Source organism: Polymorphospora sp. A560 (genome assembly GCF_045781765.1).
In the GTDB taxonomy this organism is placed as follows: domain Bacteria; phylum Actinomycetota; class Actinomycetes; order Mycobacteriales; family Micromonosporaceae; genus Polymorphospora; species Polymorphospora lycopeni.
This window is the reverse complement of the sequence record NZ_CP122282.1, coordinates 584,317-599,553: the sequence shown is the minus strand read 5'-3', so window position 1 is coordinate 599,553 and position 15,237 is coordinate 584,317. Positions and strand designations below refer to the sequence as shown.

The following is a 15,237-nucleotide window of genomic DNA, read 5'->3' as shown; positions in this document are numbered from 1 at the left end:
CCCTACTCGGCCAGGACGGAGAGGATGTTGCCGGCCGGGTCGGTGAACCAGGCGATGTGCGGGCCGCCGCCACGGAAGATGTCGTCTTCGTCGGTCTTCAGGCCGGGCATGTCGTAGCTCTCGAACGGGACGCCGCGGGCCTTGAGGTCGGCGACGGTCTTCCCGACGTCGGCGACCGGGAAGTTGAGGATGGTGAAGGGCGCCGGCCGGTGGTCGCGTTTGGGGTAGACGAAGACCCGCGCGCCGGTGGCGAGGTGCAGTTCGAGCATGCCGTCGGCCTCGGTGACGCGCAGGCCGAGTGTCTCCCCGTAGAAGCGTTTCGCGGCGGGTACGTCGTCGACCGAGAACCCGGAGAACGCCTTCGATTCGCCCAGCATGTCCCCGACCATAGCGGCCGTCGGACCCGCGCGCAGGGCGTACGGCGGCGCACCGCCCGGCGGGCGTAGGGAAACACCCGATTCGTCGGCGCGGGTCGCGGCCTAGCGTCGATGGCGTGCCCGGTTCCCTGTTCGCGGTCGAGCGCTACGAGCGTCGGGGCGACCAGCGAACGCCGTCCCTGCCGTCGCTGCCGGCCGATTCCGGCGTACGGCTGGTGGTGGCCGTCCACCTGCCGGCCGACGAGGTGGTGATCGCGTTGGTCGAGGCGGACGACGTCGCCGCCGCCGAGGCGGCGGCGGTGGGGGCCGGGTGGCAGGTGGACCGGGTCACGTCGGCCATCTGGATCGTGCCGCGGGACTGTGCCTGACGAACCACTTTGGAGCCACGATGCGCAAGACCCTCTCCCTGCTCGGCCTGACCGCGCTCGTGCTCGCCGGCACGCTCGGCTGCGGAAGTTCGGCGCCACAGGTGCCGGTCGCCGAACCGTCGGTGACGTCGCCGCTGGACGAGCCGACCGTCGAGGAGACCTCCGGGGAGCCGCCGGCCGCGGAACTGCCGGACCCGTGCGCGCTGCTGCCGAAGCCCGAGGCGGAGACGCTCGCCGACGCCAAGCTCGAGGACCCGGTGCCGATCCGGGAGACGTGCACGTACACCGGGGCGCCGACCGGGCCGACGGCGCAGGTGGAGGTCTTCGTCGGCGACGGGGCGAAGAAGATGCTGGACATCGACCGCGAACTCGGCCACGAGTTCACCGCGCTGTCGGGCATCGGCGACGAGGCGCACCTGGAGAACGGCGTGGTGTTCTTCAGCAAGGGCGGGGTGTGGGTCGCGATCCGGCTGGTCCGGCTGACCGACGACGCCGAGAACAACAAGCGGCTGGAGCAGGCGGCCCGGTCGGCCGCCGGCCGGCTGTGAGCGCGTCGCGGGCCCGGCGCGGCCGTACGGTACTCGCCGCCGCCGTCACCGTGCTGCTCGCCGTGTCGGGCTGTTCCGGCGGCGGTTCCGGGGGCGCACCCGGCGGCGAGGACGACCTGCGGTACGGGGGTGCGCCGGCCCGCGACGCCGACGTGACGTTCCAGCCGGACGTGGTCGTCGTCGGTGACGGTGGCCGGTCGGTGCGGTCGGTCACCGACGACGGGCTGACCTGGCGGATCGACGCGAAGGCGCGCAACGCGGCCGACCTGGATCCCGGTGAGGTCATGTTCGTCACCGGGCGGGGCGTCGGCCGGGTGCTCGACATCGCCCCGGAGGGCGACGACCTGCTGGTGACGGTCGGTCCGGTGGACATCACCGAGGTGATCCGCGACGGCACGTTCGAGCAGCGGGACGTCACCCTGTCCGACCCGGTGGTCTATGCGGCCGGTGAGCCGTTCTGGTCCGAGGAGGAGCCGGCCGCGCCGAGCACGTTCGGCCGCAGCGTCGCCGTACGGCCGTTGCGTGCCCCGGTGCTGGCGCAACGGCCGGTCGCGCCGCCGCCGAAACGCGGTGGCGGGGCGGACACGAAGTCACACGGGTATTCGGTGTTCTCGTCGTGCTGTACCGACGGCGTCGGCGCCCACTTCAAATACGACGACGGCGGGGTGCGGCTGGTCGGCACGGTGACGCTCACCTCGCGGCGGCCGGACGCGACGTTCCACCTCAGCATCGGCGCCGGGCGGGTCAGCCGGGCCGAGTTGGAGGTCAGCGGCGGGTTCGGGATCAAGGTGGAGTTCGAGGCGGGCATCCAGGACGGGCAGAACCACCGCAAGGAGTTCCCGATCGCCGCCGACTTCTCGTTCCCGATCGGGCAGGTGGCCGGCGTTCCGCTGTCGTTCACGGTCAGCCAGACGCTCGGGGTCCGGACCGCGTTCGGCGCGAAGCTCGGCACGATCAAGGGCTCGGGTGAGTTCTCGCTGGCCGGGTCGCTCGGTTTCGGCTACCGCGACGGGTCGTTCGGGCCACGCGTGTCGCACAACTTCCAGCGGAAGTCGAGCCTGATCAACTCGCTCACCGGGGTTCCGGTCGGCGTCATGGGCCTGGTGATCGAGCACGGTATCCGGTTCACGGTCGGCATCAACGCCTACCTGTTCAAGGCCGGGATCTACTTCGAACTGCAGGTCAAGTACGGGCAGACGCTGGGTTCGGCGCTCGGTGCCCCGTACGCGCAGTGCCGTGGGGTCGGGATCGGTGTGCACGCGGTCTTCGGCGTGGGGTATTCGATCCTGGAACCGGTCGTCAAAGTGATCAACAAGTTCCTGAGCCTGCTGGAGCCCGTCACGTCGCTGAAGATCCCGCCCATCAAGGCCGAATCCGGGATCAGGTCGAGCAAGGAGGTCTACACCGCCAGCGAGACCATCCCCGACAGTCCGGTCTGCGGCAAACCGCCGGTCTGACCCATCCCCGCCCGGGCGCGGCCGTGCCATCATCGCGCCATGGCGACCGCGGTGTTCGGCCGGGACGCGACCCTCGACGAGGCGTGGCGGCGGCTGGCGGCCGGCACACCCGTCCTGGTCGAGGGTCCGGCCGGGATCGGCAAGACCGCGGTCTGGCGGGCGCTGGCCGGGCGGGCCCGGGCCGAAGGCTGGCTGGTGCTGGCGTGCGCGCCGACCGAGACGGAGCGGGCACTGCCGTACGCCGCGCTCGCCGACCTGCTGCGCCCGTGCGCGCACCTGGTGGCCGGGCTGCCGCCGCCGCAGCGGGTCGCGGCCGAGGTGATCCTGCTGGCGGCGGCCACCGGGGAGGCCATCGACGAACGCGCGGTCGGTGCCGCGACCCGGTCGCTGCTGGCCGGCGCGCTGGCCGGGCCGGCGAAGGTGCTGGTCGCGGTCGACGACGCGCCGTGGCTGGATCCGCCGAGTGCCCGGGCGCTGCGGTTCGCGTTGCGCCGGCTGGTGCCCCGGCCGGCGCTGCTGGCGTGCAGCCGCACCGACGGCGCCGGGCCGGCGGCCACCCCGCTCGGCCTCGACACCGGCCCGGCCGGCGACGACCTGGAACGGGTCACGCTGGCGCCGCTGGGCGTCGGCGCACTGCACCACACGCTGCGGCAGCGGCTGGGCCGTACGCTCAGCCGGCCGCTGCTGGCCCGGATCGCCGGCGACGCGGGCGGCAACCCGCTGCTGGCGATCGAGTTGGCGCGGGCGGTGCTGCGGCTGCCGGAGCCGCCGCGGCCGGGCGACGACCTGCCGGTCGTGGCATCCATCCAGCAGTTGCTGGCCGACCTACTGCGGTCACTTCCGGCCGACAGCCGCGACGCGGTACGGCTGGCCTCGCTGCTCGCCGTACCCACGCTCGACGACCTCGTCGCGGCCGGGACGTCGGCGGCGGCGTTCGACCCGGCCGAGGAGGCGGGTCTGCTGACCGTCGACGCGACCGGGCTGGTCTTCGCCCACCCGGCGTACGCGGCGGCGGTGCGGGCCGGCATCCCGGCCGGAATCCGGCGCCGGCTGCACCGGCGGCTGGCCGCCGCCGTCACCGACCCCGACGAGCGGGCCCGTCAGTTGGCCCGGTGCACTGACGCCACCGACGCGGCGGTCGCGGCCGAGCTGGCGGCCGCCGCGGGGCGGCAGCGGGCACGGGGCGCGCCGGACCTCGCGGCCGGGCTGTACGAGCAGGCCGCCCGGCTCACCCCGCCGGAGGCGCCGGTGGACCGTGACGGGCGGCGGCTCGCGGCCGCGCACTGCCTTTTCGACAGCGGGGACTACGCCACCGCGGACACGGCGGCGGCGACGGTCGCGGCGGCCGGAACGGGTGAGCTGCGGGCGGAGGCGCTGCTGTTGCGGGCCGTGGTCGCCTGGTCGTCCGACGACCTGGCCGGGGCGGTGACGTACGCCGGGCGAGGGCTTTCGGCCGTGCCGGCGGACAGCCGGACCGCCGGGCAACTGCACGCCCACCTGAGCCTGTTCAACGACGCCCCGCAGGGCGGGCGGCGGCACGCCCGGGCGGCGCTGTCGATCCTGTCCGCCGGCGGTGACCGTGAGCTGGTCTGTGCCGCCCTGCTGCAACTGTTCTTCCACGAGGTACGGGCCGGACTGCCGCCCCGGCCCGAGTTGGTGGACCGGGCGCTGGAGCTGGAGGACGGTCACCCGTCGCGGCTCAGCGGGACGATCCCGGCGATCTGGTGGAAGGCGGTCGACGACCACACGCGGGCGAGGGCACGGCTGCACGACATGCGCCGGTACGCGTCGGCGCGCGGCGACGAGCCGCTGCTGCACGAGGTGCTCTGCCACCTGGGCGAGACCGAGCTGTTCGCCGGCCGGTTCGCGGCCGCCGCCGAGCACATCGCGGCCGCCCGTGACCTCGGTGACCAGGTCGGGTCCGGGCTGGTCGGCGAGACGTGGCTCGCCGCGACGCTGGCCGCCTGCCGGGGTGAGCTGGACGGGGCCCGGCTGGTGGCCGAGGCCGGGCTGCGGCACGCGGACCGGCTCGACGACCCGTGGGCGCGGCGGATCCACACGCAGCTGCGGGCGTTCGTCGCCCTGTCGACCGGACGCATGGCCGACGCCGCCGCCGCGTACGGCCACCTGGCGCGGATGCTGGCCGGCGAGGGAATCGCCGAGCCGATCGCGTTGCGGTTCGAGCCGGACTGGATCGAGGCGTGTGTCGGTGCCGGTGCTCTCGACGAGGCGCGGGTGGCACTGGACCGGCTGGCCGGGCGGCACTCCCGGCTACCCCGGCCGTGGACGTCGTTGGGGCTGGCCCGCAGCCGGGTGCTGCTGGCCGGTGCCACCGGTGGCGACGTCGCCGCCGCGCTGGCCGAACTCCAGGCGGCGCGGGACGGGGTGCCGGCCGACGTCCTGCCGCTGGACCGGGCCCGGTGCCTGCTGGTCGCCGGCCTGGCACACCGGCGGGCACGGCGTAAGCGGGAGGCACGGGAGGCGCTGGAGTCGGCCGTGACCGAGTTCGTCGCGATGGGTGCCGGGGCGTTCGCCGAGCGGGCGCGGGCCGAGCTGGCCCGGGTCGGTGAGCGGGTGGCGGCGCCGACCGAGTTGACGGCGACCGAGTTGCGGGTGGCCCGGTTGGCGGCGTCGGGGCGGACCAACCGCGTCATCGCCGACACGTTGTTCATCAGTCCGAAGACGGTGGAGGCGAATCTGGCCCGGGCGTACCGCAAGCTCGGTATCTCCAGCCGGGCGCAGCTCGGGGCGGCGATGGCCCGACTGCCGGAGGGTTAGCCGACGTCCCGGATCCCTTGACCGGGGGATGCCGAGAACCGTTTCCGCTGGCCATACGTCCTTACCTGGTGTGACCGAGATCGGCGACGGGGAGCTGCTGCGCCGTGTCGGCCGGGGCGACCGCCGGGCGTTCGAGGCGTTCTACGCGCGGCACGCGCCGTGGCTGTCGCTGCGCCTGCGGCGGCGCTGCCGCGACCCCGAACTCGCCCGTGAACTGCTCCAGGAGACGTTCCTGGCGGTCTGGCGGGCGGGTGGCGGCTATCGCGGGGACGGCGAGGTCGTCGGCTGGGTGTGGTCGATCGCCGTCCGGCGGCTGATCGACGCCGGCCGCCGCGAGCAGGTCCGCCCGCAGACCGTCGAGCTGCCCGACGAGACCCTGCTGACCTGGTCACCGTCCGCCGAGGAGGAAGCCATGACCGACACGTACGACGCCCGGCTGGAGGTCGCGTTGCGCGGCCTGGCACCGGAGCTGCGGGCGGTGCTGCAGGCGACCGTCCTCGACGGCCTGACGGTCCGGGAGGCCGCCGTCGTGCTCGGCCTGCCGGAGGGCACGGTGAAGACGCGGGCGCTGCGGGCCCGGCGGGCGCTGCGGGCGGCGCTGTCGTGAGCGGCTTCCACCTCGACGACGCGGTGCTGCGGGCGTACGCGCGGGAGCGGCTGGCCGACACCGACGCCTGGTCGGTCGAGGCGCACCTCGACCGGTGCGCGGCGTGCCGGTCCCGGCTCCCGTTCGACGTCCCGGCGGCCGCCGACCTGCTGGCGGTGCTGCCCGATCAGGGCCGGGTCCGCCCCGGCACCAGGTGGCGCCGGAGCATGATGCTGCTGAACGCGGCACCGGCGGCCCGGGTCGCCTGGTTCGTCTCGGTCGCCGCCACCCTCGGGCTGGCGGTCGGGGCGGCGTTCGACCCGCTGCTGATCCGGCCATGGCTGCTGCTGCTCATCGCACCGGTGCTGCCGGTGCTCGGTGTCGCCGCCTCCTACGGGCCGCACACCGATCCGCTGCACGAGATGGTGGCGGCCAGCCCGTACGGCGGGTTGCGGATCGTCCTGTGGCGCACCCTGTCGGTGCTCGCCGTCACCGTTCCCGTCGCGGTCGTGGCGGGCGCCGCGTCGGGCATCGGCGTACCGGCGATGTGGCTGCTGCCGTGTCTCGCGTTGACCGGGCTGGCGCTCGGGCTGGGGTCGCTGATCGCCCCGGTCCGGGCGGCGGCGCTGGTGGCGGGCGGCTGGGCGTTGTTGGTGCTCGCCGCCTCCGGGCCGCAGTGGCTGGTCGTCCCGGCCGCCGGCCCGCCCTGGCTGGCCGTGCTGGCGGCGGCCACCGGACTCTTCCTCGTACGGACGACACGCAGAGGGGTATTTCGTTGACGGTCACCGTCGAAGGGGTACGGATCGGCTACCGCAACCGGGTGGTGCTCGACGGCCTCGACCTGCATCTCGGCACCGGCGTACACGGGCTGCTCGGCCCGAACGGGGCCGGGAAGACCACGCTGATGCGGGTGCTGGCCACCGTGGCCCGCCCCGACGCCGGCCGGATCCGCCTCCTCGGCCGGGACGTCGCCGACCCGGCCATGCTGCGTCAGGTCCGCCGCCAGATCGGCTACCTGCCGCAGACGTTCGGCTACTACCCCCGCTTCACCGTCCGCGAGTTCGTCGAGTACTTCGCCTGGCTCAAGGAGATGCCGCCGGCCGGGGTGCTGCTCGCGGTCGACCGGGCACTGGAACGAGTCGGGCTGCTCGACCGGGCCGACGACCGGATGAAGCACCTCTCCGGCGGCATGCTGCGCCGGGCCGGGATCGCCCAGGGCATCGTCAACGACCCCCGGCTGCTGCTGCTCGACGAACCCACCGCCGGCCTCGACCCGGAACAGCGGGTCGACTTCCGAGCGCTGCTGCGCGAGATCGGTGTCGACGCCTGCGTACTGGTCAGCACCCACCTGGTCGAGGACGTCGCGTCGGCGTGCGCGACGGTCAGCCTCGTCGACGGCGGCCGGCTCGTCTTCACCGGCACACCCGACGAACTCGCCGCGCTCGGCACCGACCCCGGCAGCGGCGACTCGCCCATCGAGTGCGGCTACAGCGCCGCGCTGCGCGACGCCCGGGGGGTACGCCGGTGAGGCGGCAGCTGCGGATCGAACTGCTGCGCGGTACGGCGCCGGCGGCGGCGCTGGTGATGTTCGGCGCGAGCGTCTGGATGCTCGCCGTGCACCAGGACGACTGGGCCGGGCGCTGGGCCGGGCTGGCGTCGTGGGTCCGGCAGTCGATGCTGATCCTCGCCGCCCTGATGGTGGCGGCCGGTGCCTGGCAGGCCGGCCGGGAGCGGCGGCGGCAGATCGGCGACCTACTTGCCTCGACCGCGCGCCCGGCCTGGCAGCCGATGCTGGTCGCCTGGCTGGCGGTGTCGCTCGCCGGCACCGCCGGTTTGCTCGCCGCGCTGGCCGGTGCGGCGGTGCTGGTCGGCCGGCTGGCCACCTATGCCGGCGGTGACTGGTGGTGGACGCTCGCCGTCGGTGTGCTGGCGCTGTGGACGGCGAGCGCGCTGGGGGTTCTCGTCGGCCGGCTCATATCGCTCCGGGTGGCCGCCCCGATCGCCGGCCTGGCCACGTATCTCGGGCTCGCCGTCGCCACCTACGCGCCGCTCGGCACGATCACCTGGCTGTCTCCGGTCCATGCCGGTTGGGGCGTGGAGCGGCTGGTGCCCGACGGGACGCATCTGCGGCAGGCGGCCTGGTTCGTGGCCCTGACCGCGCTGCTGCTGGCGGTCGCCGCGCGGCGGATCCGGGTGGCGCTGGTCTGCGGTGTGCTGGCCGCCGCGTCTGTCGTACCGATCGTTACCGGGCCGCTCCCCTGGCGTCTGCCGGCCGATCCGGCGGCGGTCGAGCCGGTGTGCACTGTGGAGGGCCCGCAGGTGTGCGTGGCCCGGATCAACGCCTATCTGCTCGACGACGTGGCGGCGGTCGTGCAGCCGGTGCTGCGCCGTGTCGACGGCATTCCAGGCGCGCCGTCGCGGGCCGCCGACGAGGTGACGGCACCGCCCGGATACTCGACGGTCGACGACGACGGCACGATCTGGTTCAGCCTGCTCGGCCAGTCGAAGGCGCTCGGCGGACTCGAACGCCTGGACTGGCTGCGGGCCAGCACCGACAGCTTCCTCGCCCGGTGGGTGGAGTGCAAAAACGGTCGCCACGAGCAGGGGGTATTCCACGCGAACATGCTGGCCCGCTCCTGGCTGCACGAGGAGCCTCCGCACGGCCGCGTCCCCATCGACCGACTGCTGGCCCTGCCGATGCCGCAACAGCGGGCCTGGCTCGCCGACTACCTCGCCGCCGCCCGCGCGTGCGACACCACCCGCCTGATCGAACTGGCGCGGGTGCCGTGACCGGCCGGCTGCTCCTGCTGCACCTGCGGGCCCGCGGCGGCCCGGCGTTCGCCGCCGGCCTGGTCGTCGTCACGGCACTGGCCTGGGCCGGCGGCAGCTGGCTGATCAGCCGGCCGTATTTCGACGGGCCGGCCGCCCGGATACCGGTGGTCGCCCTCACCCCGCTGCTCGGCGCGCTGCTGCTCGCCCCGACCCTCGCCGGTGCCGGCGACGAACTCGAACGCGGCACCCCGGCACCGTGGCGGCACTGGCGGGCCGGCCACGTGCTGGCGGCCGTCGCCGCGATCGGCACCCCGCTGGCGCTGACCGGGCTGCACGCGCCCGAGGTGTTCGGCGCGTACGCGCTGCTGCGCAACACCCTCGGCTGTGTCGGGCTGGTCGCCGGGGCCGCCGTGCTGCTCGGGGCCCGGCTGGCCTGGCTGCCGGCGTTCGGATACGTCTGCGCGGTCTACGGGGCGATGCCGCGCCAGGTCGGCGGGGCGGCCGGAATCTGGGCCTGGCCGGTGCAGCCGTCCGGCGTCGAGGCGTCCTGGGCGGTCGCCGTCGCCCTGTTCGTCGCCGGCGCCGCGAGCTACCTGTGGTACGGGGCCCGGCCCCGGTTCGGCGGCGACTGACCTCTCGGTCAGGGTGCTTCGAGGCCGAGAAGGTCGCGCAGTGCCGCCCGGCCGGGGTCGGTGACCCGCAGCGCCCGGCCGGTGCCGATCCGTACCGCCCAGCCCTGGTCGAGCACGTGCCGGCACAGGGCCGCGCCGGCCACCCCGCCCAGGTGCGGCCGACGCTCGGTGTGGTCGAGGCAGGCCCGGACCAGCGGGCGTCGGCCGGCCGGCAGTTCGCCGACCAGGTCGGTCAGCTGGCGCAGCCCGGCGTCGGTCAGCGCGAACCCGGTCTGCTGCTGCAACCAGCCGGCGTCGAGCAGCGCGTCGGTGACCGCCACCCCGAGCCGGCCGGCGAGGTGGTCGTAGCAGGTGCGGGCCTTCGCACTGGCCCGCTCGCGGGCCGCCGCCTTGAGGGTGCGGGGCGGCGGGGCCGGGGCGGCGTACGCGGCCAGGTCCTCGATCAACTGGGCGGCGGCCGGGTCGGCGAGCCGTACGTAGCGGTGCCGGCCCTGCCGCTCCTGCACCAGTAGCCCGCCGTCGACGAGCAGGGTCAGGTGGGCACTCGCCGTGGACGGGGCCACGCCGGCGTGGCGGGCGAGTTCGCCGGCGGTCCAGGCCCGGCCGTCGAGCAGCGCCAGGCAGAAGGTCGCCCGGGTCGCGTCGGCGAGCAGGCCGGCCAGCGCGGCCAGCGGCGGGTCCGTGGTCATCACCCCATCCTGCGGGTACGACGTTTCGGCCGGCACCGAACCGTCCCGGTTCTAGCCTCGGCGCGTGGGTCCTCGGCCGGCCGGTGCGGCCGGCGTGCCGGAAAGGGGTGCGCGGATGAACTTCCACGAACTGCATCGGCCCGGTGCGCCGCTGCTGCTGCCGAACGCCTGGGACGTCGCGTCGGCGAAGCTGTTCGCGGCGGCCGGTCATCCGGCGATCGGCACGACCAGCCTCGGCGTGGCGGCCGCAGCCGGGCAGCCGGACGGGGTCGGCGCGACCCGGGCGGAGACACTCGCGCTCGCCCGGTTGCTGGCGGCGCTGCCCTGCCCGGTCACGGTGGACATCGAAGGCGGATTCAGCGACGACCCGGCGGAGGTCGCCGGGGTCGCGGCGACGCTGGCCGGCTACGGGATCGCCGGAATCAACGTCGAGGATGCCGGCGGCCCGCTGAACGTGCAGGTCGCGAAGATCGCCGCGATCAAGGAGGCGGCGCCGGGGCTGTTCGTCAACGCCCGCACCGACACGTACTGGCTGGGACGGGGCTCGTACGACGAGACGGTGCGGCGGCTCGAGGCGTACGTGGCGGCGGGTGCCGACGGGGTGTTCGTGCCCGGTCTGCGGACGCCGGACACTATCCGGGCCCTGGTCGGTGCGGTCGACGCCCCGCTCAACGTGCTGATCGCGCCGGACGGGCCGACGGTCACCGAACTGGCCGGGCTCGGCGTCGCACGGATCAGTTGCGGGTCGCTGCTCTACCGGGCGGCGCTGACGGCGGCGGTCGGTGTGCTCGGCGCCGTCGCCTCGGCCGGGCCGATCCCCACCGACGTGCTCGGCTACGCCGAGGTGGCGCGCCTGTAGCCGTCCTTCCCCACAGCAAGATACTTGCACGATCATTCTAGTTGTACGATCGTGCAAGTAGTTTGCCTGTGGCGGGAGGACGGATGCACACGACCGGGAAACCACGCGCCGGAGCGCGGGAATGGGCCGGCCTGGGCCTGCTGGCCCTGCCGACCGTCCTGCTGGGACTGGACGTCACCGTGCTGTACCTCGTGCTGCCGAGCCTGGCCGCCGACCTGCACCCCTCCGCCACCCAGACGCTGTGGATCATGGATGCCTACGGGTTCTTCATCGCCGGATTCCTGATCACCATGGGCACCCTCGGCGACCGGATCGGCCGGCGACGCCTGCTGATGATCGGCGTCGCGGCATTCGGCGCGGTCTCGGTGTTCGCGGCATTCGCACCCAGCCCCACCCTGCTCGTCATCGCCCGCGCACTGCTGGGAATCGCCGGAGCCACCCTCATGCCGTCCACGCTGTCGCTGATCAGCAACATGTTCGCCGACGTACGCCAGCGGGCGGTAGCGATCGGCGTCTGGGCGACGATGTTCGCGCTCGGCATGGCCGCCGGCCCCGTCGTCGGCGGAGCCCTCGTCGCCCACTTCTGGTGGGGAGCGGCCTTCCTCCTCGCCGTACCGATCGCCGTCGTCGTGCTGGCCGGCGCCCCGGTTCTCCTACCGGAATACACCGCCCCACATCGGGGCCGGATCGACCTACCGAGCGTGGCCCTGTCACTGGCCGCACTGCTGCCGCTCGTCTACGCGGTCAAGCACATCGCCGCGTACGGCATCGACGCGCACGCCGTCGCCATACTCCCCGCGATCCTGGCCGCGACCGCGTTCGTCCGCCGGCAGCGGCGACTTCCGGCCCCGCTGCTGGACATGACGCTGTTCCGCAGCCGGGCCTTCTCCGCCGCACTGACGGTGCTGCTGATCGGGCTGGTCGGCGTCGGCGGAGCCATGTTCCTCGTCACGCAATACCTGCAACTCGTCGACGGTCTCTCCCCCGCCGTCGCCGGCCTGTGGATGGGACCACCCGCGCTGGCGATGTTCGCCGCCGCGATCGGCGCGCCGATCCTGGCCAGGCATGTACGACCCGGCACCGTCATGGCCGCCACACTCGGCGTCTCGCTGGCCGGATACGGACTCCTCGCCACCGCCGGCACCGACAGCAGAACGGCCGTCGTGACCGGGTTCGCCTTCGTCTACCTCGGCCTCGGCGCCATCGCGGCCCTCGGCACCGACATCGTCGTCGGTGCCGCACCACCGGCGAACTCAGGCTCCGCGGCGGCCATGTCCGAAACCGTCCAGGAACTCGGCATCGCCGTCGGCGTGGCGGTGCTCGGCAGCCTCACCACCGCGGTCTACCGCGCCCGGGTCGACGTACCGCCGGACACGGCCCCGGACGTCGCCGGGGCGGTGACGGACAGTCTGGCCGGCGCCCTGTCCGTCGCTGACCAGGTGCCCGCGGCGACCATCACGCAGGCGCAGGCCGCGTTCACCGGTGGGCTGAACTCCGCCGCCCTCGTCGCCGGTCTGGCCATCGCCGCGATCACCATCGTGTGTGCCGTCACGCTGCGGCACATCGCGCCCATCGGCGAATCCGAGCATTAGCGGTGGGTAGCCTGAATGCCCGGGAGGAAGCATGGGCGACGAGGAACCCACCACGGACGGGCGCCGGGCCAGGGGCCAGAAGCGCCGGGCCGACATCATCGACGCGACCCTGACCGTGGTGCAGCGCGACGGCGCCGCCGGGGTGACCCACCGTACGGTCGCCCGGGAAGCCGGCATCCCCACGAGCCTGACCACCTACTACTTCGCCAGCCTCGACGACCTGCTGGTGGCGGCGCTGACCAGCGTGGCCGACGCCTACACCGAACGCATCCGGCACATCATCGACCACGACGGCGACAAGCTGCGCGGACTGGCCGAACTCATCGCCGAGACCGCCGGCCCGGGGCGGGAACGCGCCCTCGCCGAACGGGAGCTGTCCACGCTGGCGGCGAGGCGACCGGCCCTACGGCCGGCGGCCCGCCGGTGGCGGGACAACGTCGCCGAGCTGGCGAGGACGCGTACCAGCGATCCCGAGGCCGCGGAGGCACTGGTCGCGGTCGCCGACGGCCTGTGTGCGGCCATCCTGCTCGGCGACGACAAAGCCGATCCCGGCCGCATCCACGCCGTGCTGATCCGGACCCTCGACGGCAAGCCGCCAGCGGGCTGACGGATCAGAAGAGGGTCAGCGGCTCGACCGGGATCGGCTCGGGCAGCGGCTCCAGTTCCGGAATTCGCGCCCGTACGTCGTCGTGGAAACGGCGGGCCAGCACCGGCGCGTCGACGTTGTCCGGAGTGTGGACGAACATCGTCGGCGAGCGGCCCTCGCGCAGCCATCCGGCGACAATGTCGATCCAGCGCTGCCAGCCCTCGACCGTGAGCGCGGAGTCGTCGCGGCCGATATACCGCACGATCGGCCGGTCGGTCAGCGCGGCGGTCCGCAGCGGCATTCTCGGTTTCCGGGTCCACGCCTCCCGCTCCGCGTCGGTGGTCGGCGGGCTCTGGAAGAACGCGGTGGTGTCGAACGGAACCCATTCGGCGGACACTGCGGTGAGCACTTCTTCGAGTGCGGCTATCGGGTGGGAATCGTCGAAGAACGCCGGGTGGCGGACCTCGACCGCATACCGGTGCGACGCCGGAAGCCGGCGCAGAAAGCGGCCGAGAGCGGGCACGTCGGCGGGGCCGAACGACCCCGGCAACTGGATCCAGAGGGCGTCGGCGCGCGGGCCGAGTGGCTCGATCGCGTGCAGGAACTCCCGGAGCGGCTCCTCGACGTCACCGAGCCGGCGTTCGTGCGTGATCACCTTCGGTAGTTTGACAACAAACCGGAAGTCGGGGTCGGTCTGCCGCGCCCACGAGGCCACGGTCTCCCGGGTCGGGGTGGCATAGAACGTCGTGTTGCCCTCGACGGCGTTGCACCAGCCGGCGTAGTGCCGCAGGCGCTCGTGCGACGGGAGCGGATGCGCCACCAGGCGCCCCTGCCACGACTTGTGGGTCCACATCGCACAGCCGACGTGCAGACGCACTATCCCACTTCCTCCCACGTGTGCCCTGCTTTCAGCACCCACCGTATACGGGGGTGCCCGGCGCGGCCTCGTCGCTCTAATACTCCAACGTCACTTGGCTTTGGCGTTGGGCGTGGCGCGGGTATGAGGACGGCCACCGCGGCGATCATCGATGGTTTGTGAGGACAACCGAAGATCGTGCGGTGGCCGCGTGCCACAGCGTAGACCCCGCCAGGTGGCGGGTCGTCCTAAACGAGGCCGTGACGCGTGTCGCCGGCAGGTTCGCCCGGGCGCAACCGCGGGCGACCACGGCGCGGTTCGTGGAAGGGCTGCTGTCCGGTGTGGAACGCAAGACCTGCTGGTCGCTTGCCGAACACGCGGGTGACGCCGATCCGCAGGCGATGCAGCGACTGCTGCGTACCGCGGTGTGGGACGCCGACGCCGTCCGCGACGACGTACGTGACTGGCTGGTCGAACAGCTCGGTCACCCCGACGCCGTGCTCGTCGCCGACGAGACCGGCTTCCTGAAGAAGGGCGCGTGTTCGGTCGGGGTGCAGCGCCAGTACACCGGCACCGCCGGGCGTGTGGAGAACAGCCAGGTCGGGGTGTTCCTGGCCTACGTGTCACCGGCGGGCCGCGCGATGATCGACCGTCGGCTCTACCTGCCGGAGACGACCTGGTGCGACCAGCCCGAACGCCTCACCGCCGCCGGCGTCCCCGACCAGGTCGGCTTCGCCACGAAACCGGCCCTGGCCCGACAGATGATCACCGCCGCGATCGACGCCGGTGTCCCGGTCGGATGGGTGACCGCCGACGAGGTCTACGGCGCCGACCCCGGCCTACGCACCGACCTGGAAACCTACGGGATCGGCTACGTCCTGGCAGTCGGCTGCGACCGGCGCGTGGCGGTCAACGACGGCCGCACCCTCGTGCGCGGCGACACCCTCGCCGAACGGATCCCCACCACCGGATGGCAGCCACGCAGTTGCGGACCGGGAGCCAAAGGACACCGCGACTACCTGTGGGCCTGGATCACCACCGCCACCCGACCCGGCGAACACCGGTGGCTACTCATCCGCCGCAACCGCACCACCGGCGACCTCGCCTTCTACCTGTGCTGGTCACCCCGGTAGTTGT

16 protein-coding genes are annotated in these 15,237 nt (G+C 73.6%); 13 read left to right on the top strand and 3 right to left on the bottom strand.

The features are described 5' to 3' along the window. Window positions 1-2 precede the first annotated feature (2 nt). Entirely contained in the window at window positions 3-377 is a 375-nt protein-coding gene (locus tag QCD66_RS02845; RefSeq protein ID WP_375733694.1) for a VOC family protein, read from the bottom strand. Window positions 378-493: 116 nt separating this feature from the next. Between QCD66_RS02845 and QCD66_RS02840 the strand changes: the two genes are divergently transcribed. From QCD66_RS02840 to QCD66_RS02800, 9 genes are all read left to right on the top strand, one after another. Continuing rightward, on the top strand, window positions 494-745 hold the full coding sequence (locus QCD66_RS02840; RefSeq protein WP_364210403.1) for a hypothetical protein: 252 nt from the start codon (window positions 494-496) through the stop codon (window positions 743-745). A 20-nt stretch (window positions 746-765) separates the two neighbouring features. Next, window positions 766-1,293: a hypothetical protein gene (locus tag QCD66_RS02835; protein ID WP_364210400.1), complete on the top strand. Its 528-nt coding sequence runs from the start codon at window positions 766-768 to the stop codon at window positions 1,291-1,293. After that, entirely contained in the window at window positions 1,290-2,750 is a 1,461-nt protein-coding gene (locus QCD66_RS02830) for a hypothetical protein (protein WP_375733695.1), read from the top strand. Before QCD66_RS02835 ends, QCD66_RS02830 begins: the two co-directional genes overlap by 4 nt. Window positions 2,751-2,789: 39 nt before the next feature. Beyond that, on the top strand, window positions 2,790-5,528 hold the full coding sequence (locus QCD66_RS02825) for an AAA family ATPase (RefSeq protein ID WP_375733696.1): 2,739 nt from the start codon (window positions 2,790-2,792) through the stop codon (window positions 5,526-5,528). Between the two features lie 70 nt (window positions 5,529-5,598). Continuing rightward, window positions 5,599-6,135 carry an RNA polymerase sigma factor gene (locus QCD66_RS02820; RefSeq protein ID WP_407566993.1) on the top strand — a complete coding sequence of 179 codons (537 nt, stop codon included), beginning with the start codon at window positions 5,599-5,601 and terminating at the stop codon, window positions 6,133-6,135. Further along, complete coding sequence (locus QCD66_RS02815; protein WP_375733698.1) at window positions 6,132-6,893, top strand: anti-sigma factor; 762 nt, start codon at window positions 6,132-6,134, stop codon at window positions 6,891-6,893. Before QCD66_RS02820 ends, QCD66_RS02815 begins: the two co-directional genes overlap by 4 nt. Then, entirely contained in the window at window positions 6,884-7,642 is a 759-nt protein-coding gene (locus QCD66_RS02810) for an ABC transporter ATP-binding protein (protein WP_375733710.1), read from the top strand. Before QCD66_RS02815 ends, QCD66_RS02810 begins: the two co-directional genes overlap by 10 nt. Further along, window positions 7,639-8,904 carry a hypothetical protein gene (locus QCD66_RS02805; protein ID WP_375733699.1) on the top strand — a complete coding sequence of 422 codons (1,266 nt, stop codon included), beginning with the start codon at window positions 7,639-7,641 and terminating at the stop codon, window positions 8,902-8,904. The genes QCD66_RS02810 and QCD66_RS02805 overlap by 4 nt, the downstream gene beginning before the upstream one ends. Then, on the top strand, window positions 8,901-9,518 hold the full coding sequence (locus tag QCD66_RS02800; RefSeq protein ID WP_375733700.1) for a hypothetical protein: 618 nt from the start codon (window positions 8,901-8,903) through the stop codon (window positions 9,516-9,518). Before QCD66_RS02805 ends, QCD66_RS02800 begins: the two co-directional genes overlap by 4 nt. Window positions 9,519-9,526: 8 nt before the next feature. Here QCD66_RS02800 and QCD66_RS02795 read toward each other — a convergent pair whose 3' ends face one another. After that, a complete protein-coding gene (locus tag QCD66_RS02795) occupies window positions 9,527-10,207 on the bottom strand; it encodes an ArsR/SmtB family transcription factor (protein ID WP_375733701.1) in 681 nt (226 codons plus the stop codon). A gap of 64 nt (window positions 10,208-10,271) precedes the next feature. Here QCD66_RS02795 and QCD66_RS02790 point away from each other — a divergent pair, with 64 nt between their 5' ends. The 3 genes from QCD66_RS02790 (at window position 10,272) to QCD66_RS02780 (ending at window position 13,265) form a co-directional block, all read left to right on the top strand. Further along, window positions 10,272-11,066: an isocitrate lyase/phosphoenolpyruvate mutase family protein gene (locus QCD66_RS02790; protein WP_375733702.1), complete on the top strand. Its 795-nt coding sequence runs from the start codon at window positions 10,272-10,274 to the stop codon at window positions 11,064-11,066. A gap of 83 nt (window positions 11,067-11,149) precedes the next feature. Continuing rightward, window positions 11,150-12,658: an MFS transporter gene (locus tag QCD66_RS02785; protein WP_375733703.1), complete on the top strand. Its 1,509-nt coding sequence runs from the start codon at window positions 11,150-11,152 to the stop codon at window positions 12,656-12,658. Between the two features lie 31 nt (window positions 12,659-12,689). Beyond that, complete coding sequence (locus QCD66_RS02780; protein ID WP_375733704.1) at window positions 12,690-13,265, top strand: TetR/AcrR family transcriptional regulator; 576 nt, start codon at window positions 12,690-12,692, stop codon at window positions 13,263-13,265. A 4-nt stretch (window positions 13,266-13,269) separates the two neighbouring features. Here the strand turns inward: QCD66_RS02780 and QCD66_RS02775 are convergent, their stop codons facing one another. After that, the gene (locus QCD66_RS02775) at window positions 13,270-14,097 is read right to left on the bottom strand and encodes a DUF72 domain-containing protein (protein WP_375733711.1); all 828 of its coding nucleotides are present in this window, start codon (window positions 14,095-14,097) and stop codon (window positions 13,270-13,272) included. A 263-nt stretch (window positions 14,098-14,360) separates the two neighbouring features. On the opposite strand from QCD66_RS02775, the gene QCD66_RS02770 reads away from it, so the two are divergent. Then, window positions 14,361-15,233, top strand: a complete 873-nt coding sequence (locus QCD66_RS02770; protein ID WP_407566992.1) for an IS701 family transposase — start codon at window positions 14,361-14,363, stop codon at window positions 15,231-15,233. Window positions 15,234-15,237 lie beyond the last annotated feature (4 nt).